22 protein-coding genes and 2 tRNA genes are annotated in these 21,346 nt (G+C 67.3%); 14 read left to right on the top strand and 10 right to left on the bottom strand.

All coding sequences use genetic code 11. The features are described 5' to 3' along the window. Positions 1–10: 10 nt before the first annotated feature. The 5 genes from F6A08_RS01330 to rpmH are packed head-to-tail and all read right to left on the bottom strand — an operon-like array spanning position 11 to position 2,420. Positions 11–502 carry a Jag family protein gene (locus F6A08_RS01330; RefSeq protein ID WP_017203849.1) on the bottom strand — a complete coding sequence of 164 codons (492 nt, stop codon included), beginning with the start codon at positions 500–502 and terminating at the stop codon, positions 11–13. After that, positions 499–1,569 (bottom strand): membrane protein insertase YidC, encoded by a 1,071-nt coding sequence (yidC, locus tag F6A08_RS01325; protein WP_017203850.1) that lies wholly within the window; start codon positions 1,567–1,569, stop codon positions 499–501. Before yidC ends, F6A08_RS01330 begins: the two co-directional genes overlap by 4 nt. Before the next feature lie 3 nt (positions 1,570–1,572). After that, a complete protein-coding gene (yidD, locus tag F6A08_RS01320) occupies positions 1,573–1,923 on the bottom strand; it encodes a membrane protein insertion efficiency factor YidD (protein ID WP_151458382.1) in 351 nt (116 codons plus the stop codon). Further along, a complete protein-coding gene (gene rnpA, locus F6A08_RS01315) occupies positions 1,920–2,276 on the bottom strand; it encodes a ribonuclease P protein component (RefSeq protein WP_124896759.1) in 357 nt (118 codons plus the stop codon). The genes yidD and rnpA overlap by 4 nt, the downstream gene beginning before the upstream one ends. 6 nt (positions 2,277–2,282) lie before the next feature. After that, positions 2,283–2,420, bottom strand: coding sequence for a 50S ribosomal protein L34 (gene rpmH, locus F6A08_RS01310; RefSeq protein ID WP_013584598.1), 138 nt, complete (start codon positions 2,418–2,420; stop codon positions 2,283–2,285). Positions 2,421–2,596: 176 nt separating this feature from the next. On the opposite strand from rpmH, the gene dnaA reads away from it, so the two are divergent. From dnaA to F6A08_RS01275, 7 genes are all read left to right on the top strand, one after another. Continuing rightward, entirely contained in the window at positions 2,597–4,126 is a 1,530-nt protein-coding gene (gene dnaA, locus F6A08_RS01305) for a chromosomal replication initiator protein DnaA (protein WP_404810421.1), read from the top strand. A gap of 489 nt (positions 4,127–4,615) precedes the next feature. Continuing rightward, positions 4,616–5,758, top strand: coding sequence for a DNA polymerase III subunit beta (dnaN, locus tag F6A08_RS01300; protein WP_017203854.1), 1,143 nt, complete (start codon positions 4,616–4,618; stop codon positions 5,756–5,758). Between the two features lie 219 nt (positions 5,759–5,977). Beyond that, positions 5,978–7,261: a DNA replication/repair protein RecF gene (recF, locus tag F6A08_RS01295; protein WP_225855692.1), complete on the top strand. Its 1,284-nt coding sequence runs from the start codon at positions 5,978–5,980 to the stop codon at positions 7,259–7,261. After that, the gene (locus F6A08_RS01290) at positions 7,254–7,757 is read left to right on the top strand and encodes a DciA family protein (protein WP_151458381.1); all 504 of its coding nucleotides are present in this window, start codon (positions 7,254–7,256) and stop codon (positions 7,755–7,757) included. Before recF ends, F6A08_RS01290 begins: the two co-directional genes overlap by 8 nt. A 118-nt stretch (positions 7,758–7,875) precedes the next feature. Further along, entirely contained in the window at positions 7,876–9,966 is a 2,091-nt protein-coding gene (gene gyrB, locus F6A08_RS01285; RefSeq protein ID WP_151458380.1) for a DNA topoisomerase (ATP-hydrolyzing) subunit B, read from the top strand. A 91-nt stretch (positions 9,967–10,057) separates the two neighbouring features. Next, positions 10,058–12,610 carry a DNA gyrase subunit A gene (gene gyrA, locus F6A08_RS01280; protein WP_017203858.1) on the top strand — a complete coding sequence of 851 codons (2,553 nt, stop codon included), beginning with the start codon at positions 10,058–10,060 and terminating at the stop codon, positions 12,608–12,610. Continuing rightward, on the top strand, positions 12,607–13,011 hold the full coding sequence (locus F6A08_RS01275; RefSeq protein ID WP_017203859.1) for a DUF3566 domain-containing protein: 405 nt from the start codon (positions 12,607–12,609) through the stop codon (positions 13,009–13,011). The genes gyrA and F6A08_RS01275 overlap by 4 nt, the downstream gene beginning before the upstream one ends. Positions 13,012–13,094: 83 nt before the next feature. On the opposite strand, the gene F6A08_RS01270 is transcribed toward F6A08_RS01275, so the two are convergent. Continuing rightward, positions 13,095–13,805 carry a VIT1/CCC1 transporter family protein gene (locus F6A08_RS01270; RefSeq protein ID WP_151458379.1) on the bottom strand — a complete coding sequence of 237 codons (711 nt, stop codon included), beginning with the start codon at positions 13,803–13,805 and terminating at the stop codon, positions 13,095–13,097. A 125-nt stretch (positions 13,806–13,930) separates the two neighbouring features. On the opposite strand from F6A08_RS01270, the gene F6A08_RS01265 reads away from it, so the two are divergent. The 5 genes from F6A08_RS01265 to F6A08_RS01245 all read left to right on the top strand — a co-directional run bounded on the left by F6A08_RS01265 (position 13,931) and on the right by F6A08_RS01245 (position 17,122). Continuing rightward, positions 13,931–15,253: a sensor histidine kinase gene (locus F6A08_RS01265; protein WP_151458378.1), complete on the top strand. Its 1,323-nt coding sequence runs from the start codon at positions 13,931–13,933 to the stop codon at positions 15,251–15,253. After that, complete coding sequence (locus tag F6A08_RS01260; RefSeq protein WP_151458377.1) at positions 15,241–15,930, top strand: LuxR C-terminal-related transcriptional regulator; 690 nt, start codon at positions 15,241–15,243, stop codon at positions 15,928–15,930. The genes F6A08_RS01265 and F6A08_RS01260 overlap by 13 nt, the downstream gene beginning before the upstream one ends. Further along, positions 15,927–16,865 (top strand): DUF4097 domain-containing protein, encoded by a 939-nt coding sequence (locus F6A08_RS01255; RefSeq protein WP_225855691.1) that lies wholly within the window; start codon positions 15,927–15,929, stop codon positions 16,863–16,865. Before F6A08_RS01260 ends, F6A08_RS01255 begins: the two co-directional genes overlap by 4 nt. 85 nt (positions 16,866–16,950) lie before the next feature. Then, a tRNA-Ile gene (locus F6A08_RS01250) sits at positions 16,951–17,024 on the top strand. A gap of 25 nt (positions 17,025–17,049) precedes the next feature. Then, positions 17,050–17,122 (top strand) — tRNA-Ala (locus F6A08_RS01245). Between the two features lie 122 nt (positions 17,123–17,244). Here the strand turns inward: F6A08_RS01245 and F6A08_RS01240 are convergent. Together F6A08_RS01240 and F6A08_RS01235 are read right to left on the bottom strand one after the other, a co-directional pair. Next, complete coding sequence (locus tag F6A08_RS01240) at positions 17,245–18,369, bottom strand: M24 family metallopeptidase (protein WP_151458376.1); 1,125 nt, start codon at positions 18,367–18,369, stop codon at positions 17,245–17,247. Between the two features lie 45 nt (positions 18,370–18,414). Further along, positions 18,415–18,861: an iron chaperone gene (locus F6A08_RS01235; RefSeq protein WP_151458375.1), complete on the bottom strand. Its 447-nt coding sequence runs from the start codon at positions 18,859–18,861 to the stop codon at positions 18,415–18,417. 180 nt (positions 18,862–19,041) lie between these two features. Here F6A08_RS01235 and F6A08_RS01230 point away from each other — a divergent pair, with 180 nt between their 5' ends. Beyond that, on the top strand, positions 19,042–19,464 hold the full coding sequence (locus F6A08_RS01230; RefSeq protein WP_017203866.1) for an NUDIX hydrolase: 423 nt from the start codon (positions 19,042–19,044) through the stop codon (positions 19,462–19,464). Between the two features lie 158 nt (positions 19,465–19,622). On the opposite strand, the gene F6A08_RS01225 is transcribed toward F6A08_RS01230, so the two are convergent. Beyond that, positions 19,623–20,078: an aminoacyl-tRNA deacylase gene (locus F6A08_RS01225; protein WP_026049930.1), complete on the bottom strand. Its 456-nt coding sequence runs from the start codon at positions 20,076–20,078 to the stop codon at positions 19,623–19,625. Between the two features lie 56 nt (positions 20,079–20,134). Continuing rightward, positions 20,135–20,641: a hypothetical protein gene (locus F6A08_RS01220; RefSeq protein WP_017203868.1), complete on the bottom strand. Its 507-nt coding sequence runs from the start codon at positions 20,639–20,641 to the stop codon at positions 20,135–20,137. 147 nt (positions 20,642–20,788) lie between these two features. Between F6A08_RS01220 and F6A08_RS01215 the strand changes: the two genes are divergently transcribed. Beyond that, complete coding sequence (locus F6A08_RS01215) at positions 20,789–21,346, top strand: peptidylprolyl isomerase (RefSeq protein ID WP_151458374.1); 558 nt, start codon at positions 20,789–20,791, stop codon at positions 21,344–21,346.

The following is a 21,346-nucleotide window of genomic DNA, read 5'->3' as shown; positions in this document are numbered from 1 at the left end:
TTCTGAGCCATCAACGACGACGCAGGACCGTGTGACGGTCGGCGCCCTCGCCGTAGGACTCGGACACCAGGCCACGCTCCGCAGCGATGTCGTGCACCAGCTTGCGCTCGTAGCTCGACATCGAGGGCAGCGACGCCTGCGAGGATCCCTCGTCGAGCTTCGCGGCAGCGGCGTCCACCAGGGTCTCCAGCTGACGGCGGCGCGTGTCGCGCGAGCCGGCGATGTCGAGGATGAGGCGCGAGAAGGAACCGGTCTTGCTCTGCACAGCCAGGCGCGTCAGCTCCTGCAGCGCCTGCACCGTCTCGGGAGCGGAGAGCAGCGCAAGCGCGTCACCCTCTGCCTCCACGGAGACGTAGGCGCGGCCCTGACGAACGTCGAGGTTCAGGTCGCCATCGATGTCGGCGATGTCGAGCAGCTCCTCGAGGTAGTCGGCGGCGACGTCGCCCTCGTGCTCCAGCTGTGCCACCGTGGGCACGTCGTTCTCGGTCACGACCTCGCTCATGAACCGCTCCCCTTCTTCTTCGCACGCTTCTTGCCGACAGGCTGCTGACGCTTGGGGGCGGCGGCCTTCGCCTTCTCCGCCTCCTCGAGCAGGCGCTGCTGCTCCGCCTCGTACGCTGCCATCGGCACGACCTTGCCGGACGAATCGATCGCCTTGCCCTTGCGAGCCAAGCGCTCCTCGCGGGCCTTGGCCGCCTCGGAACCCGGCGTCGGCATCTCGCGGATGACGAGGAACTGCTGACCCATGGTCCAGAGGTTCGAGATGAACCAGTACACGACGACGCCGAGCGGGAAGAAGACACCCGAGAAGATGAAGCCGAGCGGCAGCACGTACAGCATGATCTTCTGCATCTGGTACGCCTGGCCGGTCTTGGCCTCGGGCGACAGGTTCTTGGAGATGATCTGCAGCTGCGTGAAGAACTGCGACGCGATCATGAGGACGACGAGCGTGACCAGGATGATGATGGCCGTCGTGTTCTGGGCGTCCACCGCGTTGCCGAGCGTCTCGTGCAGCGAGGCCACACCGAACAGCTTCGCGTCGTAGAACTCCTTCGTCAGCTCCGGGCTGAGAAGACCGACACCACCGATGTTGTCTCGCGCGTGCTTGCTGACGTCGCTCAGCACGCTGTACAGCGAGAAGAAGATCGGCATCTGCACGAGCAGCGGCAGACAGCTCGACATCGGCGTCGTGCCGTGCTTCTTGTACAGCGCCATGGTCTCGCGGCTCATCGCCTCGCGAGAGAGCTGATCCTTCTTGCCGCGATACTTCTCCTGAACTTTTCGCAGTTCAGGAGCGATTTCCATCATCTTCCGCTGGCTCTTGATCTGCTTCACGAAGAGCGGGATCAGCGCGGCGCGCACGACGATGACGAGACCGACGATCGACAGCACCCAGGTGATGCCGGATGCGGCGGGGAGTCCGACGGTGGTGAAGAGCCAGTGCCAGGCGACGAGGATCAGCTCGACCACCCACTTCAGTGGCCAGAGGATGGTGCCGATCAGGTCGAATCCACCCGCAGCCGGTTCTTGGCTGGGGGTGGCGCTGGCGAGCAGAAGGTCAAGACCCACCGATCAGTCCTTTCGGGAAGGGACGACGAAACCGTGCGCGGTCAGGTCGTAACGGAAGTGGTCATGCGGACGGACGTCGTCGACGCCACCGCTGGTCCAGGGGTTGCAGCGAAGGATGCGCCATGCGGAGAGCACTGCTCCCTTCACAGCACCGTGCTGCTGCACCGCACCTACAGCGTAGGCGGAGCAGCTGGGGTAGTACGCACACACATCCCCGTACATTGGCGAGATCACCTTGCGGTACGCGGCGAGGAACCCGAGAACGAGGTTCCGCGGGATCAGCGGGATGCTGCGGAGCACATCGCGACCCTGCATCCGCGCCGTGCCGATGGACGACGCCGGCAGCGCGGTCATGACGAGCCCGCCGGCGCGGAGGCGGAGAGTCTGCCGAGGCAACGGTGGACGTCCGCCTCGAGTTCCGCGAAGGACGCCTTCGCGGACGCAGGAAGGGCACGGATGACGACATCCGTGCCCTCGGGGACGCGCGGCAGTGCTTCCGCGCACACGGCTTTGAGTCGCCGGCGCACGGTGTTGCGCACCACCGCGGTGCCCACCTGCTTGCTGATGATGAATCCGAACCTCGCGGCTCTGCTCTCGCCCGTCGACAGCATCGACGTGATGACGCGCGCTCCGCCACAACGGGAACCGCGTCGAACGACCAGGCGATAGTCGCTCCCGCGGGTCAACCGAGAGGGGCGGGCGAGCACAGCGGACTACGCAGAGAGCTCGGTGCGGCCCTTCGCGCGGCGGGCAGCGAGGATGCCGCGACCGGCACGCGTACGCATGCGGGCGCGGAAGCCGTGCTTCTTGGCGCGACGACGGTTGTTGGGCTGGAAGGTGCGCTTGCTCATGGAATCACTCCGGGAATGCTGCCACCGGATTCACTTCGACCGGAGACATGGGGAACTGCCGAAAAGGCATAAGTCAACCGACTTAGGGTACGTCTTACTGGCGCGCAGAGCAAATCTGCGCGCTTCGGTGGTCGACGTCCGACACGAACCGCACAGCCATTATCCACAACCGCGGCATGCCCGGCGCGCGCAACACGCGCGTGTGTTTTCAAGGGCAGGTTGCCGTTCACAGCCGGGGTGACTACCGTGGCATCCGAAGTTATCCACAGGGGCACGGCACGTCGACCCCGCCTCGATCCCTCGTCCGGAGCGTCATGTCATCACCTGCCCAGCCCGACGTCCCCATCTGGACCACGGTGCAGGAGCTTCTGGTCGACGACGACCGCGTCACGCCCCAGCTCCAGGGCTTCCTGAGTCTCGCCGTTCCGGCCGGCGTCATGTCCGCCACGCTGTATCTCGAGGTTCCCAACGATCTGACCGCCGCGCAGATCAACAAGCGCCTGCGGCTGCCGATCATGGAGGCGCTGGCGCATGTCGGCGACGAGGTCACCTCGTACCGGGTCGTGGTGAATCACGAGCTCGCCGAGCAGCAGACCGCGCCGATCGCCGTCGGCGACTTCGGACGAACCGAGCAGCCGCGCGTCGAGTCCCCGATGGAGCAGCCCACCCAGCTGCGCCATGAATCGCGACTCAACCCCAAGTACACGTTCGACAACTTCGTCATCGGCCAGTCCAACCGTTTCGCGCACGCCGCGGCGGTGGCTGTGGCCGAGGCGCCGGCCAAGGCCTACAACCCGCTCTTCATCTACGGCGACTCCGGACTGGGCAAGACCCACCTCCTCCACGCCATCGGCGACTACGCCCAGTCCTTGTATGCCGGGGTCAAGGTGCGCTACGTCTCGAGCGAGGAGTTCACGAACGACTTCATCAACTCGATCGCCAACAACCGCGGCGCCGCGTTCCAGGCCCGATACCGCGATGTCGACATCCTCCTGATCGACGACATCCAGTTCCTGCAGGGGCGGGCGGAGACGCAGGAGGCCTTCTTCCACACGTTCAACACCCTGCACGACCACAACAAGCAGGTGGTCATCACCAGCGACGTGGCGCCGAAGCATCTGACCGGTTTCGAGGACCGGATGCGCAGCCGCTTCGAATGGGGTCTGATCACCGACGTGCAGGCGCCCGACCTCGAGACGCGTATCGCGATCCTGCGTAAGAAGGCGCAGAGCGAGGCGCTGCACATCCCGGACGAGGTGCTCGAGTACATCGCCACGGTCGTCTCGTCCAACATCCGCGAGCTGGAAGGCGCGCTGATCCGCGTCTCCGCCTTCGCGAGTCTGAACCGATCGGCGCTCGACATCTCCCTCGCCCAGACGGTGCTGCGTGACATCGTCGACACGGCCGAGGACAACATCATCTCGCCGACCGACATCATCACGGCGACGGCGCAGTACTTCAAGCTGACGGTCGACGACCTCTACGGATCCAGCCGTTCGCAGCAGATCGCCACCGCACGACAGATCGCGATGTATCTGTGCCGCGAGCGGACCAGCCTGTCGCTGCCGAAGATCGGCCAGCTGTTCGGCAATCGCGACCACACCACCGTGATGTACGCGTACAAGAAGATCAGCGAGCTCATGAAGGAGCGTCGCTCGATCTACAACCAGGTCACCGAGATCACGACGCAGCTCGGCCGCCGCTGATCAGCGGCGTTCGGCCGACAGGGGCACGGTATCCGCGAGGAAACCGTGCCCCTTCTCCGTGCTTGACACGCGGTTTCCGCGTGCGATAAATGCCTCTATGCACATGTGGATAACTTGTGGATGACGCCGGATCAGGTCGGGACGAATGTGAGCTCAGGGGCCAAACCTGTGGATAACTACGGGGAGACCCGCGTGGCGGCGAAGACGCCCCACCCGCGGATTCCTCAGGGATTCCACAACTGACAAGCGTGTAGTTCCTTACTCGCTCTTGCTATCCACCGACTTATCCACAGTATCCACAGGTGTTAACACCGTTAAGGAGTTAAGTCATTCAAGGCGCGATCCGATCACCAGACGGTGGGGAGAACGGCGGGACGGATGACAGGAACCTCGGCGTAGGGATACCGCGGACTGTGGGGCTAGCATGGGAAGCCCTGCACCGGCAGGGCCGACGACAACGCGTCACAGTTCGACGACAAGGGAGCACCCGTGAGGTTTCAGGTCAACCGCGATGTCTTCAGCGAGGCAGTGTCCTTCGTCGTCAAGCTCCTCCCGCAGCGCAATCCGCAGCCGATCCTCGCCGGAGTCCTGATCGAGGCGGATGGTTCCGGACTCACCCTGTCGGCGTTCGACTACGAGGCTTCGGCACGCACCACCATCGAGGCGACCGTCGAGACACCGGGCACGATCCTGGTCCACGGCCGCCTTCTCTCCGACATCGCGAGCCGGCTTCCGAACGCACCGATCGAGATCGCCGTCGAGGACGACGGCGGGATCGCGGTCACCTGCGGCTCCGCCCGATTCACTCTCGCGGCCATGCCGGTCGAGGAATACCCGTCGATCCCCGAGGTCACTGGCTCCTCCGGCGTCGTTCCCGCCGACGACTTCGGCACCGCGATCGCCCAGGTGGGCTTCGCCGCCTCCCGCGATGACGTGACCCCGGTGCTGACCGGTGTGCAGCTCGAGGTCTCCGGTCACACGCTGAGCCTGGTCGCCACCGACCGCTACCGTGTCTCGCTGCGCGATGTGCCGTGGGACGGCGAGGCTGTCGAGGCCACCGCCCTCGTGCCGGCGCGCACTCTGCTCGAGGTCGGCAAGACCTTCGGACACGCGGGCACGATCCAGGTCGCGTTCTCCGGAGCGGGTGACCGCGAGATCATCGCGTTCACCGCGGGCAACAAGACGGTGACGTCGCTGCTGATCAAGGGCAACTTCCCGCCGGTGCGCCGGCTGTTCCCCGAGCAGACCGACCACTACGCGGTCGTCAACACCGCCGATCTGGTCGAGGCCGTGCGACGCGTGTCCCTGGTTCTCGATCGTGCCGCTCCGCTGCGTTTCACGTTCTCGAGCGACAGCGTCACGATGGACGCCTCCGGTGGAGACCACGCTCGTGCATCCGAGTCGGTCGACGCGATCCTGTCGGGCGGTGACGAGGTGACTCTCGGTCTGAACCCGCAGTATCTCATCGAGGCTCTCGGTGCGGTGCGGAGCGAGTTCGTGCGGGTGACGTTCACGTCGAGCGACAACGCCAACAAGCTGAGCCCGGTCCTGATTACGAGCCAGACCTCGGTCGATCAGGCCGGCCTCGACTCGTTCAAGTACCTGCTGCAGCCGAACCTCCTCCTCCGCTGATCCGCGCCCCTTCCCTACCCGAAACGTTCCCGGATCAGCCGGCACGCCGACTCTGATGGAGAAACCTTCGGGAGATGTGGTGCTCCCGGACTGAGCATCGGGAGGGACCCGCGAAGCGGGAGGGAACCCGCTCTGCGAAGGAAGGGGGCACCACATCTCCCGAAACCACGCAGCCCACGAACAGAATCAACTGTCAGACCCCGAAGGTAGGCTGACTCCGTGATTGTGGAGCACCTGAGTCTGGTCGATTTCCGCAATTACGCGACCGCCGAGCTCGCCCTGCACCGCGGTCCCAACGTTCTCGTCGGTCGCAACGGTCAGGGCAAGACCAATCTCGCGGAGGCGGTCGTCTTCCTCGCGACCCTCGGGTCGCATCGTGTCTCCTCGGATGCGCCCATGGTGCGCGACGGGCAGGAGTTCGCGGTGATCCGCGCGCGTCTCTCGCACGGCGAGCGTCGGGTCCTGGCCGAGGTGCAGGTGAACAGGCAGGGGTCGAACAAGGCGCGCATCAACGGTTCGCCGTCGAAGCCGAATGAGCTGCCGCGTTATGCCCACGTGGTGTTGTTCGCGCCCGAGGATCTGCAGATCGTGCGGGGGGATCCGTCCGCTCGCCGTCGTTTCGCGGACCAGCTCCTCATCCAGCGCACCCCGCGGATGGCGTCGGTGCTCGCCGATTACGACCGTGTGCTGAAGCAGCGCAACGCGCTGCTGAAGTCGGCCCGTGCTCGCGGCATCCGCGGCGAGGCTCTGAGCACTCTCGATGTCTGGGACGACAAGCTCGTCGCACTCGGTTCGGAGATCATCACCGCCCGGCAGCGGCTCGCGGCGGATCTGCAGCAGCCGGTCGCCGATGCGTACGAGGCGATCGCCGGCGCCGACCACCGGCCGAGGCTCGAGTGGGCGCTGTCGGTCGACGGCGGTGATCCGGAAGAGGAGGACGGCGGCGATACCGAGGAGATCGCGGGTGCGCCGTTGGGTGACACGGCACGGATCGCGGAGATGTTCCGAGCGTCTCTCGCGGCGAAGCGGTCGAACGAACTCGACCGCGGACTCACGCTCACCGGACCGCACCGCGACGACCTGGTGCTCCGCGTGCGCGACCTCCCTGTGAAGGGGTATGCGTCGCACGGAGAGTCGTGGTCGGTGGCGCTCGCGCTGCGGCTGGCTTCGGCCGAGCTGTTGCGCAGCGAGTCGCCGGCGGGAGACCCGGTGCTGATCCTCGACGACGTGTTCGCGGAGCTGGATGCGGATCGGCGTCAGCGCCTGGCCGCACTGACGGCCGGTTATGAGCAGGTGGTGGTGACGGCAGCGGTGGAGGAGGATATCCCCGCGGTGCTGCATGCGCACGTGGTGCACATCAGTGCCGGCACGATCAGTGACGACCGAGCCCTTCGACAGGCTCAGGGACCCAGGGCGGAAGCGCAGGGACCTAGGGCGGAGGCTCAGGGAGCCAGGGCGGAAACGCAGGGATCAGCGACGGAGGGGGAGGATGACGATGAGTGACACCGTCCTCGCTCCGGCGGCGGAGGTTCCGGAGACCGTCGCCACCTATCTGCGGCTTCGCGGCCTGAAGCCGAGCTCCACGAGCTGGAAGCGCAAGCGGCGCATCACGGTCGATGACGACAACGCTCCGTTCACGCCGGGCCGCGACCCCGGAACGCTGGGCGACGTCCTCGATCGGCTCAGTCGGGATTCCGGCTGGCAGACCACCCTCGCCCGCGAGGACCTCGTGCGCCAGTGGGCGGATCTCGCGGGCGCCGACACCGCGAAGCACTCCGAGCCGGTCTCCCTGGAGCGGGGATTGCTCACCGTGAAGTGCGATTCGACGGCCTGGGCGAAGAACCTCCAGTTCATGCGCGGGACCATCCTGACGGAGATCGGTCGGCGTTATCCGGACGCGGGTGTGGAGAACCTCCGCTTCATCGGACCGGACGTCCCCTCGTGGAAATGGGGCCCCAGAGCCGTTCCAGGACGGGGCCCGCGCGATACCTACGGGTAGGGCACCATGCAAGGGGTCCCGAAGGCTCAGAGGGCCACACGCGGCCGTTGAGCGGCATTTCACGACGAAACCCCGCTAGAATGGGAGTTCGTGATATCGATGTGGAGAATGCCCTCTGATGACGCCTGAATTCCCTGCTGACGAGACGGAATCGACCACCGGGGGCACCCCCGACCCTTCGACGGACGCAGGGACCGAGACTCCACAGGCGCCGGCGAAGAAGAAGCAGCCCGGTGAGTACGGTGCGGACTCGATCCAGATCCTCGAAGGACTCGAGGCGGTTCGCAAGCGGCCCGGCATGTACATCGGCTCCACGGGTCCGCGCGGTCTGCACCACCTGGTGTACGAGATCGTCGACAACTCGGTCGACGAGGCCCTCGCGGGGTACGCCGACACGATCCTGGTGACGATGCTCGCCGACGGCGGGGTCCGCGTGGTGGACAACGGCCGTGGCATCCCCGTCGATCCGCACTCCTCCGACCCGAACAAGTCGACGGTCGAGGTCGTGCTGACGATCCTGCACGCCGGCGGCAAGTTCGGCGGCGGCGCCTACGCGGTCTCCGGCGGTCTGCACGGTGTCGGCTCGTCGGTCGTGAACGCGCTCTCCACACGTTTCGACGTCGAGGTCAAGCAGAAGGGCTTCGTCTGGCGGCACAGCTTCGCCGACGGCGGCATCCCGCAGCAGAAGCTCGAGAAGGGCGAGGCGACCGACGAGACCGGAACGAGCATCACGTTCTGGCCGGACGCGCAGATCTTCACCGAGACCATCGAGTTCGACTACGACACGCTGCGCACCCGCTTCCAGCAGATGGCGTTCCTCAACAAGGGGCTGCGCATCGAGCTGAAGGACGAGCGGGAGTCCTCGGCCTACGAGGTGGAGGAGGACGGCGCGACCGTCACCCGCCAGCCGAGCGACGTGTTCTTCTACGAGCGCGGCCTCGTCGACTACGTCGAGTACCTCAACAAGGTCCGCCATGCCGAGGTCGTGAACGACGAGATCATCGCGTTCGAGTCCGAGGACACCGAGCGGAAGATTTCGCTCGAGGTCGCGATGCAGTGGACCACCTCGTACACCGAGAACGTGTTCACCTACGCCAACACGATCAACACGCACGAGGGAGGCACCCACGAGGAGGGCTTCCGTGCGGCGCTGACCACTCTCGTGAACAAGTACGCCCGCGCGAACAACCTGCTCAAGGAGAAGGACGACAACCTCTCCGGCGACGATGTGCGCGAGGGACTGACGGCCGTCATCTCGATCAAGCTCGGCGAGCCCCAGTTCGAGGGGCAGACCAAGACGAAGCTCGGCAACACCGAGGCGAAGGCGTTCGTGCAGAAGGTCGTCGGCGATCAGCTCGGCGACTGGTTCGATCGCAACCCGAATCAGGCGAAGAACATCATCCGCAAGGCGATCGACGCGGCCACCGCCCGTCTCGCCGCGCGCAAGGCCCGGGAGACCGCGCGGCGCAAGAGCGTCTTCGAGTCGGCGGCCATGCCGGACAAGCTCAAGGACTGCACGAGCAAGGATCCGTCGATCAGTGAGATCTTCCTGGTGGAGGGTGACTCCGCCGGCGGTTCGGCCGTGCAGGGGCGCGACCCGCACACCCAGGCGATCCTCGCGCTGCGCGGCAAGATCCTCAACGTGGAGCGTGCACGTCTCGACAAGGCGCTGGGCAACAAGGAAGTCCAGGCGATGATCCAGGCCTTCGGCACGGGCATCGGCGAAGAGTTCGACATCGAGAAGGCGCGCTATCACAAGATCGTGCTGATGGCGGATGCCGACGTCGACGGCCAGCACATCACCACGCTGCTGCTGACGCTGCTGTTCCGCTACATGCGCGGCCTGATCGAGGCCGGCTTCGTCTACCTGGCGATGCCGCCGCTGTACCGGCTGAAGTGGTCGAACTCGGCACACGAGTACGTGTTCAGCGACGCCGAGCGCGACGCGCTGCTCAAGCACGGTCTGGAGAACGGCAAGCGGATCCCGAAGGATGCCGGCATCCAGCGCTACAAGGGTCTCGGCGAGATGAACCCGAAGGAGCTGTGGGAGACGACGATGGATCACACCACGCGCACGCTCCAGCAGATCACCATCGAGGACGCGGCCGCGGCCGACGAGATCTTCAGCGTGCTGATGGGTGAGGACGTCGAGTCGCGACGCAGCTTCATCCAGCGCAACGCCAAGGACGTCCGCTTCCTCGACATCTGATCCATTATTGGGTCCCTGAGCTTGTCGAAGGGCACCCAGACGCTTCGACAAGCTCAGCGACCCAGAACTGAACGACCGGAATCGAAAAGACATGACTGACGAAGAACGCCCCGAGCTGGAACACGATCACGGCAAGATCGATCAGGTCGACCTGCAGTCGGAGATGCAGCGCAGCTACCTCGACTACGCGATGGCCGTCATCGTCGGTCGCGCGCTCCCCGACGTCCGCGATGGCCTGAAGCCGGTGCACCGCCGTGTGATCTACGGCATGTACGACGGCGGGTTCCGTCCCGACAAGTCGTTCTCGAAGTGCGCCCGCGTGGTCGGCGAGGTCATGGGCCAGTACCACCCGCACGGCGACTCGGCGATCTACGACGCCCTCGTCCGTCTGGTGCAGCCGTGGTCGCTGCGGTATCCGCTGGCTCTCGGTCAGGGCAACTTCGGCTCCCCCGGCAACATGGGTGCGGCCGCCCCGCGATACACCGAGACCAAGATGGCCCCGCTCGCGCTCGAGATGGTGCGCGACATCGAAGAGGACACGGTCGACTTCACCGACAACTACGACGGTCAGACGCAGGAGCCGACGGTCCTCCCGGCCCGCTTCCCGAACCTGCTCGTCAACGGATCGGTCGGCATCGCGGTCGGCATGGCCACGAACATCCCCCCGCACAACCTCCGCGAAGTCTCCGACGCCGCGCTCTGGGCCCTCGACAACCCGGAGATCTCCCGCGAGGAGCTGCTCGACGGACTGATCCAGCGCATCCCCGGTCCGGACTTCCCGACGGGCGCGCAGATCCTCGGCACCAAGGGCATCCACGAGGCGTACCGGACGGGCCGCGGCTCGATCACGATGCGCGCCGTCGTGAACGTCGAGGAGATCCAGGGCCGGACCTGCCTGGTCATCACGGAGCTGCCGTACCAGGTGAACCCGGACAACGTCGCCGTGAAGATCGGCGACCTCGCCCGTGACGGCAAGATCACCGGGATCGCGGACATCCGTGACGAGTCGTCCGACCGCACGGGTCAGCGCCTGGTCGTCGTGCTCAAGCGCGACGCGGTCGCGAAGGTCGTGCTGAACAACCTGTACAAGCACACGCAGCTGCAGGAGAACTTCGGCGCGAACATGCTCGCGATCGTCGACGGCGTTCCGCGCACGCTCGCGATCGACGGCTTCATCTCGCACTGGATCGCGCACCAGATCGACGTGATCGTCCGGCGCACGCAGTTCCGCCTGGCCGAGGCCGAGAAGCGGATGCACATCCTGCGCGGCTACCTGAAGGCGCTCGACGCGCTCGACGAGGTCATCGCCCTGATCCGGCGCTCGCAGACCACAGCGGATGCGAACGAAGGACTGCAGAAGCTCCTCGACATCGACGAGATCCAGGCCGATGCCATCCTGCAGATGCAGCTGCGTCGACTGGCCGCCCTCGAGCGCCAGCGGATCATCGATCAGGCGAACGAGCTCGAAGCGCTCATCACCGACTACAAGGCGATCCTCGCCGACGAGGGTCGTCAGCGCACGATCATCCGCGAGGAGCTGACGGGCATCGTCGACAAGTTCGGCGACGAGCGGCGCACGCACATCCTGCACGGCTTCGACGGCGACGTGTCGATGGAAGACCTCATCGCCGAGGAGGAGATGGTCGTCACCGTCACGCGTGAGGGCTACATCAAGCGCACGCGCAGCGACAACTACCGTTCCCAGCACCGCGGCGGCAAGGGAGTGAAGGGCGCGCAGCTGCGTGCCGACGACATCGTCGAGCACTTCTTCGTCACGACCACGCACCACTGGCTGCTGTTCTTCACCGACAAGGGCCGCGTGTACCGCGCGAAGACCTACGAGGTGCCGGAGGCCGGACGGGACGCGAAGGGCACGCACGTCGCGAACCTCCTCGCTCTGCAGCCGGACGAGAGCATCGCGCAGGTCCTCGACATCCGCGACTACGCGGTGGCGGACTACCTGGTGCTGGCCACCCGCGAAGGCCTGGTGAAGAAGACCCGTCTGGACAACTACGACACGAACCGTCAGGGCGGCGTGATCGCGATCCGTCTGAACGAGGACGACGAGCTGGTCAGTGCGCTCCTGGTCAACGCCGAGGACGACATCCTGCTCATCAGCCGCCGCGGCATGTCGGTGCGCTTCGAGGCGACGGATGAGGCTCTGCGCCCGATGGGTCGCGCGACGGCCGGTGTGCGCGGCATGAAGTTCAAGATCGACGAGGACTGCCTGCTCTCGGCGTCGGTCGCGGCGCCAGGCAAGTTCGTGTTCGTCGTCACCGACGGCGGCTACGCCAAGCGCACCGCGGTCGAGGAATACCGTGTCCAGGGTCGCGGTGGAACAGGCATCAAGGTCGCCAAGCTGAACGACGATCGGGGCACTCTCGCGGGGGGTCTGATCGTCTCCGAGGACGACGAGGTCTTGGTGGTTCTGTCCAGCGGCAAGGTGGTACGCTCTGCCGTGGCCGAGGTCCCCGCCAAGGGTCGCGACACCATGGGAGTGGTGTTCGCCCGCACGACGGAGGCCGATCGCATCCTCGCCATCGCCCGCAACGGTGAGCGCGGTCTCGCTGAAGACGAGGCTGAGGCGGACGCGGAATCCGAGGCCCCCCAGACGACAGAGACCCCTGAGGACACAGACGCATGAGTACAGTTGCCGACAAGCTGGCGAAGAAGTCGACACGGAAGACCGGGGGCAAGCAGGTCCGACTCCGTCTGGTCTACGTGGACTTCTGGTCGGCCGTGAAGCTCTCGTTCCTCGGAGCCGTCGCTCTCGCCGTCGTCACCATGGTGTCGTTCTTCCTCATCTTCCTGGTGTTCCAGGCGACGAACATCATGACCACGGCGGAGAGCTTCCTGCTCGGGATCACCGACAACGCCTTCGTCCTCTCCGAGGTCGTGGGTCTGCCGCAGGTGATGGCGTTCGCCGCGGTGGTGGCGATCCTGAACCTGATCGTCTTCACGGTGCTCGGTGCCGTGGTCGCGGGCATCTACAACCTCGCGGTGAAGGTGACCGGCGGCCTGCTCGTCGGCTTCATGTCGAACTGATCCGGCGGCGATCTCCGGAGCGGATTCACGAAGGGCGGGTGCTGCGGCACCCGCCCTTCGTCGTCCCCGCCGCGGCACCGGGACTACACGACTCCTGTGGTGCCGAGCAGGGTGCCGATGAGCCAGGTCGCGGCCAACGCGAGGGCGCCGCCGACGACCAGACGGATCGATGCGCGCACCGGCGCAGACCCTCCGATCCGCGCCGACACCGCCCCGGTCACGGCGAGGGCGATGAGCACCGCGACGAAGGTCACCGGCACGCGCCAGTCCGGCGGCGGAAGCAGGATCGCGAGAAGCGGCAGCAGCGCGCCGAGCGTGAAGGCCACCGCGGAGGACACGGCGGCATGCCACGGATTGACGAGATCGTCCTGATCGATGCCGAGCTCGACCTCCAGGTGCGCCGCCAGGGCGTCGTGAGAGGTCAGCTCCTCCGCGACGCGCCGCGCGGTCTCCTCGGAGAGTCCGCGGTCACGGTACAGCTGCGCGAGTTCGGCGAGCTCGACCTCGGGCATCGTCCGCAGCTCCTCCCGCTCCTTCGCGATGAGGGCGCGTTCGCTGTCACGCTGACTGCTCACCGACACATATTCGCCGAGGGACATGGATATCGCACCGCCGACGAGTCCCGCGATGCCCGCAGTGAGCAGGGCGGCACTGTCCGTCGTGGCGCCGGCGACACCCACGACCAGGGAGGCGACGGAGACGATGCCGTCGTTCGCCCCGAGCACTCCCGCTCGCAGCCAGTTGAGACGCTGGCCGAGTCCCGCGCCATGAGGTTCATCTGCATGGGCTGTCATGCCCTCAGTGAAGCAGACGGAGGTCTCCGCGGCGGGAAGTACCCACGAGTCGTTACGGAAAACCCGAAGCGGAGTGTCCGGTTGGCTCGGTGTCCGGCGGACCCGCGCGCCCGTACCGTGGAGGCATGACCACTCAGACTGCGACCCCGGCTCCCGTCACGGCGGTGAAGCCGCCGTTGCGCATCTTCCTCACGATCCTGCATCTGGCGGGCGTCGGCATCCTCGGTGGTGCCATCTTCGGCATGCTCGGCGGACTCCTCGGTACCGGGCTCGGCCTCCTCTTCGTCGCGGGGATCGGCCTGGTCCTCCTCGTGGGCCTCGTCTACGCGCTGTACGGGCTGGGCTGGTTCGAGATCGCCCGCGTCGGCGCGCTGTATCGCACGCCGATCGCCCCGCTGCGGCCGCAGCCCCGCGACCGCCCGGGGTTCGGCGGATGGCTCCGCTCACTCGGACGCCAGGCGATCGACGGACGCATGTGGCGCGCCGTCGCCAACTTCGCCATCTCCGCACTGCTCGGCTTCATCGTCCTGCGCCTCTTCTGGGGGCTTGTGTGGTCGATCTTCATCTCGTTCGCGCCGCTGACCGACGCAGACGCGGTGATCGGGCCGTTCGGCGGTGGCGGCATCGCCGTGGCGTGGGCGCCCCTGGTCGGCATCCTCGGCATCGCCGCCTGCCTCGCCGGCATGCTGGGGCTCGCGCTGCTGCACCGGACGCTGTCGCTGGCCATCGTGATCCGCAGCAAGGAGACGGAACTCACGGAGCGCGTCCGCACGTCCACCGCCCAGCGCGAGGGAGCGGTCCGCGCCGCCGACGTGGAGCGCACCCGCATCGAGCGCGACCTGCACGACGGCGTGCAGCCGCGGCTGGTCTCCGTCGGGATGACGCTCGGTCTCGCTCAGCAGAAGATCGACAACGACCCGGATGCCGCGAAGGAGCTCATCAACGAAGCGCACACCTCCACCAAGGCGGCGATCACCGAGCTGCGCCAGCTCGCCCGGGGGATCCACGCGTCCGTGCTCGATGACCGCGGTTTGGACGCTGCATTGTCGGCGCTCGCCGGGCGCTCGCACATCCCCGTGCATCTCGACGTGCGGATGGACCCTTCGACAGGCTCAGGGACCCATGCTTCGACAGGCTCAGGGGCCCATGCTCCGACTCGCCCGGGACGGGAGGCCGAGGCGGCCGTGTACTTCTCGATCGCAGAATCCCTGACCAACGCCGCGAAGCACTCGCGCGCCAGTGAGGTCCGTGTCACGGTGCGGCTCCGCGAGGGGAACATCCTCTGGGCCCGGGTGGAGGACAACGGGATCGGCGGCGCTCAGGTGCAGCCCGGCGGCGGTCTCGACGGCATCGCCAACCGCATCCTCGCCGCCGGTGGGACCTTCCGGCTCGACAGCCCGCAAGGCGGACCGACCAGCCTGGAGGTGAACGTCCCATGCGCATCCTGATCTGCGAGGACTCGGTCCTCCTCCGCGAAGGTCTCGTCCGTCTGCTCGAGGACGCCGGCCACACGGTGGTCGCCGCTCTCCCCGACACCCACGGACTCGACACCGCGGTCGTCGAAACGGCGCCGGATCTCTGCATCCTCGACGTGCGCCTCCCGCCGACGTTCACTGACGAAGGCATCCGCGCCGCGCTCCGTCTGCGGTCGACCCATCCTTCGCTCGCGATCCTCGTGCTCTCGCAATACGTGGAGGAGCGGTACGCATCCGATCTGATCGCCGCGCAGGGCGGACCTCTCGGCTATCTGCTGAAGGATCGCGTCGCCGACGTCTCCGAGTTCCTCGCCTCGGTGCAGCGGATCTCGGAGGGGGCGACCGTGCTCGATCCCGAGGTGGTGGCGCAGCTGCTCACGCGCCGCAACCGGGACGACCGGATGCTGAGCCTCACCGAGAGGGAGCGCACCGTGCTCGCGCTGATCGCCGAGGGCAAGTCGAATCAGGCGATCGCCGCGCTGCTGTTCCTCTCGGAGGCCAGCGTCGAGAAGCACATCACGTCCATCTTCCAGAAGCTGGGCTTCGAGCAGGACGAGTCGGGCAACCGGCGTGTGCTCGCGGCCCTCGCCCACATCGAGAACAACGGCGGCCCGACGCCGCCGACCGGCCAGACAGGAGTGGCACGATGACCACCGAAGACAACAGCGTCCAGGGCGAGCACACCCCGCTCACCCCACCGCCCGCCACTCCGCCGCCGGCCGGCCCACCCCACATGTCGGCACCGCACGGCCCTCAGGTGCCTCCCCCCAGCCAGGGCGGGCGTTCGTCCGGCGCCACCGCCATCATGGTCGTGACCGCCGTGGTCGGCGGGATCGCCCTGCTCGGCGCCGGGGGAACCGCCGCGGTCGCCGCGACCGGGAATCTCCTGTCGTCGAGCCGAGCCGATTCGGTGCAGACGGCAGCGGTCGACGGCATCGAAGCGATCGACCTCGACGCGGATGCCAGCAGCATGCGGGTCGAGTTCGGGGATGTGGACGAGGCGGAGCTGTCGGTCACCAACGGCCGCGGCACCGCGTGGACCTTCGAACGCGACGGCGATGAGCTCGTCGTGCGAAGCCCCCGAGGGGCGTTCGGGTGGTGGTTCGGCAACTGGTTCGGCGACGAGGAGATCGCCGTGCTCACGCTCCCGGAGAACCTGCGGGACGCCGGGCTCGATGCGGATCTGAAGCTGGACGCCGGCAGCCTGGACGTCGTGGGCGACTACGGGGTGCTGGAGCTCACGGTGAACGCCGGAGCGCTCGACGTGGAAGGCGCGGCGGACGAGCTCGACGTGCAGATGAGCGCGGGGCGGGCCGACCTCCTGCTGGACGGCGTCGGCACCGCCGACCTGGGGGTGTCCGCGGGTAATCTCACCATCGAGCTGACCGGCACTCCGCCGACGCAGACGACCATCGACGTGAGCGCCGGGTCGTTGGATCTGACCCTGCCGGACGTCGGGTACGCGATCGACCAGGACGTCAGCGCGGGCACCCTGAACACCAAGGTCCAGGAGGACGCCGGCTCCACGAGGATGATCGACGTCACCCTCGCCGCGGGCACTGCGACCCTCCGACCGGGGCGCTGAGGACGGTCGAGGGCGAGGGCTCTTCGGGGTCCTCGCCCTCGATTCGGATTTTCCGTGATTCTCCGGTAAAGTCTTGGAGGTTGACGGGGCTATAGCTCAGGCGGTTAGAGCGCTTCACTGATAATGAAGAGGTCCCAGGTTCAAGTCCTGGTAGCCCCACTCCTTAACTCAAGAAATCCCTTACGGGGCCTTAGCTCAGTTGGTAGAGCGCCTGCTTTGCAAGCAGGATGTCAGGAGTTCGAATCTCCTAGGCTCCACAGGATCGAGAAGCCCCTGGCCGCTGCCGGGGGCTTCTTCCGTCCGGAGCGCTCCTGTCGTCTCGTCCCGGACGCCGGGCACGCCGGGTCGGGCCATCCCGGATGCAGAAGGCGCGCGCGACTCAGCGGTCACCCACCGACACGAGCTCGTGCGGGGCGACATTCAGGCGCTCGCCGCCGTCCGCCGTGACGACGACGATGTCCTCGATGCGGGCACCCCAGGCGCCGTCGAAGTAGATGCCGGGCTCGATACTGAACGCTATCCCCTCCCGGAGGACCAGGTCGTTGCCCGGCGCGATGTAGGGCTCCTCGTGCACGGAGACGCCGATGCCATGGCCCGTCCGGTGCAGGAACGCCTCCCCCAGACCCGCATCGGCGAGGACGGAGCGCGCCGCGGCGTCGACTTCGGCCGCGGTCGCTCCCGGGCGCACGGCGTCCACCGCTGCCTGCTGCGCCCGCACGAGCACGGCGATGCGTTCGGCCGCTGCCGGGTCGGGAGTGCCCACGACGTAAGTTCTGGTGCTGTCGGAGTTGTAGCCGCTGGGCACCGCGCCGCCGATGTCGACCACGACGACGTCGCCCTCTTCGATCAGACGATCGGAGACCTCGTGGTGCGGGTCGGCGCCGTTCGGCCCCGACCCCACGATCACGAACTCGACCGTGCGGTGACCCTCGGCGACGATGGCCTCGGCGATGTCGGCCGCGATCTCGCGCTCGGTGCGTCCGGCGCGGAGCCACGTCGGCACACGGCGGTGCACGGCGTCGATGGCCTCGCCGGCCTTACGGAGCTCCGCGATCTCCTCCGCATCCTTGATCATCCGGCCCTCGCGCAGCACCGGGGTGGCCAGCTCGAGGTTCACGCCGAGGCGTCCCCCGAGGGGGATCACGTGCAGGGCGGGAAGCGCATCGGAGACGCCGACGCGCGACACCGCGCCGGCGGCTTCCGCGACCAGAGCGTAGGGATCCTCGCCGTCGACCCAGTCCGCGACCGCGAGGCCGAGCTCGCCCACCGCGGTCTTGCGCACCTTCGCGAGCTCCATCCGCGGGACGACGACCGTGGGCGTCAGGGCCGGACCCAGGATCAGCGCCGTGAGTCGCTCGATGGTGTCCCCTTCCACGCCCAGCAGATACTGCAGGTCGGGGCCGGGACCGACGATGATGGCGTCGAGTCCGGACTCCGCGGCGAGGGACGCGGCTCGGGCGAGACGGGCGGCGTACACGGAGGCGGGGAAGGGCAGTGTGCTCACGGGATCCACGCTACTGCGCGACCGCCCCCGAGGCACCTGCCGATCTCAGCTGATCGCGCGGCGGAGGCGCTCGGCGAGGAAGTCCAGGTCCTTCTTCGTCAGGTCGGTCACGGCGTAGGCGGTGGGCCAGACGGTGCCGTCGTCGAGATTCGAGAGGGGTTCGAAGCCGAACGTGCCGTAGCGGACCTTGAACTTGCTGGCGGGCTGGAAGAAGCACAGCACCTTCCCGTCGCGGCCCCAGGCGGGCATGCCGTAGTAGGTGCGGGGCACCAGGTCCGGCGCGACGTCGGAGACGAGCGCGTGCAGCTTCTCCGCGAGCGTCCTGTCGTCGTCGGGGAGCTTGCCGATGGCCTCCTTGATGTCGGCCTCCCCTGCCGCGCGCAGCTCCTCGGGCGACTTCTTCGCTCGCGAGCGCCGCGTGCGTGCCTCCTTGGCGGCGGCCTGCATCGCCTCGCGTTCCTCGTCGGTGAAGTTCTTCTCTTTCTCGGCCATGACGGTGTTTCCTCTCGACGTGCTGCCGGTGTGGGAATCACATTACGAGGGGGCGCGTCCGTGCGCTTCTCGATTCGTGATCGATGTCGTGCGGGACGCCGCGGCGTGCCGTGCGTGTCGGAGTCGGGCCCTCTGACACGCGGTCATCCAGGGGTGTCGAGCACGGATAGGGTGTGAGCCATGGACCTGCGTGTCGCGGCGTATGCGGTCGTCACCGATGACGACGGACGGCTGCTGCTGGCACGCTGGACGGAGGGCCGACGGGTGGCCTGGACGATGCCGGGCGGAGGACTCGAGCCCGGGGAGGCGCCGGAGGATGCGGTGCGTCGCGAGCTCCGCGAGGAGACCGGCTACACGGTTAAGGTCGGCGAACTCCTGGGGATCCATTCGCGCGTCATCCCTGCGGGACAGCGCGTGCAGAAGGCGGCCGCGCCGCTGCACACGCTTCGCATCGTCTACCGAGCCGAGGTGACGGGTGGCAGGCTCCGCTTCGAGACCGACGGCTCGACGGACATGGCGGAGTGGTTCCCCCGGAAGGCCGTCGCCGAGTTGCAGCGGGTCAAGCTCGTGGACATCGCGATGAGGATGGCCGGCCTCCTCTGACGCTCATCCCCGTGGGTCCCTGAGCCCTCCGAGACCCCCGTGGGTCCCTGAGCTTGTCGAAGGGCCCGCCCCCTGGGTCCCGAGCCCGCCGACCCCCGTGGGTCCCTTAGCCCTCCGAGGCCCCCGTGGGTCCCTGAGCTTGTCGAAGGGCGAAGAGGTCAGCGCTCTTCGGGGACCGAGATGTCGGCGACGGTGGCGCCGTACGCGGCGATCAGATCGTCCGCGTCCACGAACAGGCTGTACCCGTGTGCGCCGGCGCCCATCGCGATGCGCTGCCCCACGATGGTCTCGTCCGCGTAGACGGGCCAGTCCGTGGTGCTGCCGATCGGCACGATCGTGCCGCGCTCATACCCCGTCGCGGCCAGGGCCAGCTCCGGCTCCGGGAGGCGCAGTTTGTTGACGCCGACCACGGCGCGGAGCTTCGGCCAGGAAATCGAACGCCCACCCGGTACGAGAGCGAACAGGTAGGTGTCGTCGGAACGCTTCACGACGAGCGTCTTCACGATCCCGGACGGGTCGATGCCGAGCAGCTCCGCGGCCTCGAACAGGCTGCGGGCCGCAGGACGCTCGCGGATCTCGATGTCGAGCCCACGCGCCGCGGCGGCATCCCGCACCCTGGCATGCTGATCGCCTCCGCCGCTCGAGGCGACGGAGGCGAGGTCAGACGGGGTCACGCGTCGGGCGCGGCGAGCGGGTCGTCCGCAACCCAGAGCTCGTCGTCGGCACGCAGGGCCTGCCAAGCGGCGTACAGCACGCCGACGGCGGCCGCAGCACCGAGAACGATGGCGACGATCGAGCCGAGGCCCGGGCCCTTCTTCTGCTTCTTGCCGAAGGCTCCCCGCGGTGCGGGTGCCGCGACGCCGTAGCGCTTGGCGTTCGCGACGTCCCACGCGGTCAGGGCGGTTCCGACCACGCCGCCGACGATCGGGACGACCTTGTCGTCCACGACGTGCTTGCCCATCTTCACCCCGCGGTCGACGACCGGGGCGACACGGCGGTTGTACGTGTCCTGAACGACCGGAACCACCTGCTCGCGGTTGAAGTTGCCGAGCTGACGACCTGCCTCGCGGGCGACATCAGCGGCATGTCCGACGACAACCTGCTGGTCCTCCCAGAGCCGGTTCGCGTCCTTCTGCAGACGACGAAGTTGCTTCTTCCGCTTTCGGCTGAGGCTCACGATGCTCTCCTGTCCGTTGGAGTACTGGGTTCCCCATCTTGCCACGGCAGGCTGCATGGCGGGAGGGAATCGCTCGACCCTTGCGCCATCGTGCGATCGGATGTACGCACCGGGCCAACTCACCGGAAGCTCTGCGAGAATGAGGGCATGGCTCACGCTTCTCACGTCGCAACCCTGCACACCAACCACGGTGACATCGTCATCAACCTCTTCGGAGACCACGCCCCGAAGACGGTCAAGAACTTCGTCGGCCTCGCCGACGGCACCCAGGAGTGGACAGACCCCGCCACGGGCAAGCCCGGCGAGGGACCCCTCTACAAGGACGTCATCTTCCACCGCATCATCCCGAACTTCATGATCCAGGGCGGCGACCCGCTCGGACAGGGCGTCGGCGGCCCCGGCTACAACTTCGACGACGAGATCAACATGGAGCTCGACTTCAACAAGCCGTACATCCTCGCGATGGCCAACGCCGGCCTCCGCCGCAACGCCATCACGGGCAAGCCCGAGGGCACCAACGGCTCGCAGTTCTTCATCACCACCGACCCGACGCCGTGGCTGCAGGGCAAGCACACGATCTTCGGCGAGGTCGCCGATGACGCCTCCAAGGCCGTCGTCGACGCGATCGGCGCCGTCGAGACGGGCCCCGGCGACCGCCCGGTGGAGCCGGTCGTGCTGCAGTCGATCGACATCGTCGCGGCCTGA

Origin of the sequence: Microbacterium algeriense (assembly GCF_008868005.1) — a bacterium.
GTDB classification, from domain to species: Bacteria; Actinomycetota; Actinomycetes; order Actinomycetales; family Microbacteriaceae; genus Microbacterium; species Microbacterium algeriense.
Note: the sequence above shows the minus strand (reverse complement) of the source record. Positions and strands in the feature narration are given on the sequence as shown.

Excerpts from the sequence above, each read along its gene's own strand:
- gyrB (WP_151458380.1), top strand. The coding sequence starts at position 7,876 with ATGACGCCTGAATTCCCTGCTGACGAGACGGAATCGACCACCGGGGGC.
- F6A08_RS01330 (WP_017203849.1), bottom strand. The coding sequence starts at position 502 with ATGAGCGAGGTCGTGACCGAGAACGACGTGCCCACGGTGGCACAGCTG.
- rpmH (WP_013584598.1), bottom strand. The coding sequence starts at position 2,420 with ATGAGCAAGCGCACCTTCCAGCCCAACAACCGTCGTCGCGCCAAGAAG.
- F6A08_RS01230 (WP_017203866.1), top strand. The coding sequence starts at position 19,042 with ATGGACCTGCGTGTCGCGGCGTATGCGGTCGTCACCGATGACGACGGA.
- yidD (WP_151458382.1), bottom strand. The coding sequence starts at position 1,923 with ATGACCGCGCTGCCGGCGTCGTCCATCGGCACGGCGCGGATGCAGGGT.
- F6A08_RS01270 (WP_151458379.1), bottom strand. The coding sequence starts at position 13,805 with ATGACAGCCCATGCAGATGAACCTCATGGCGCGGGACTCGGCCAGCGT.
- F6A08_RS01265 (WP_151458378.1), top strand. The coding sequence starts at position 13,931 with ATGACCACTCAGACTGCGACCCCGGCTCCCGTCACGGCGGTGAAGCCG.
- gyrA (WP_017203858.1), top strand. The coding sequence starts at position 10,058 with ATGACTGACGAAGAACGCCCCGAGCTGGAACACGATCACGGCAAGATC.
- dnaA (WP_404810421.1), top strand. The coding sequence starts at position 2,597 with ATGCCCGGCGCGCGCAACACGCGCGTGTGTTTTCAAGGGCAGGTTGCC.
- F6A08_RS01215 (WP_151458374.1), top strand. The coding sequence starts at position 20,789 with ATGGCTCACGCTTCTCACGTCGCAACCCTGCACACCAACCACGGTGAC.
- F6A08_RS01290 (WP_151458381.1), top strand. The coding sequence starts at position 7,254 with ATGAGTGACACCGTCCTCGCTCCGGCGGCGGAGGTTCCGGAGACCGTC.
- F6A08_RS01235 (WP_151458375.1), bottom strand. The coding sequence starts at position 18,861 with ATGGCCGAGAAAGAGAAGAACTTCACCGACGAGGAACGCGAGGCGATG.
- F6A08_RS01260 (WP_151458377.1), top strand. The coding sequence starts at position 15,241 with ATGCGCATCCTGATCTGCGAGGACTCGGTCCTCCTCCGCGAAGGTCTC.
- F6A08_RS01275 (WP_017203859.1), top strand. The coding sequence starts at position 12,607 with ATGAGTACAGTTGCCGACAAGCTGGCGAAGAAGTCGACACGGAAGACC.
- F6A08_RS01255 (WP_225855691.1), top strand. The coding sequence starts at position 15,927 with ATGACCACCGAAGACAACAGCGTCCAGGGCGAGCACACCCCGCTCACC.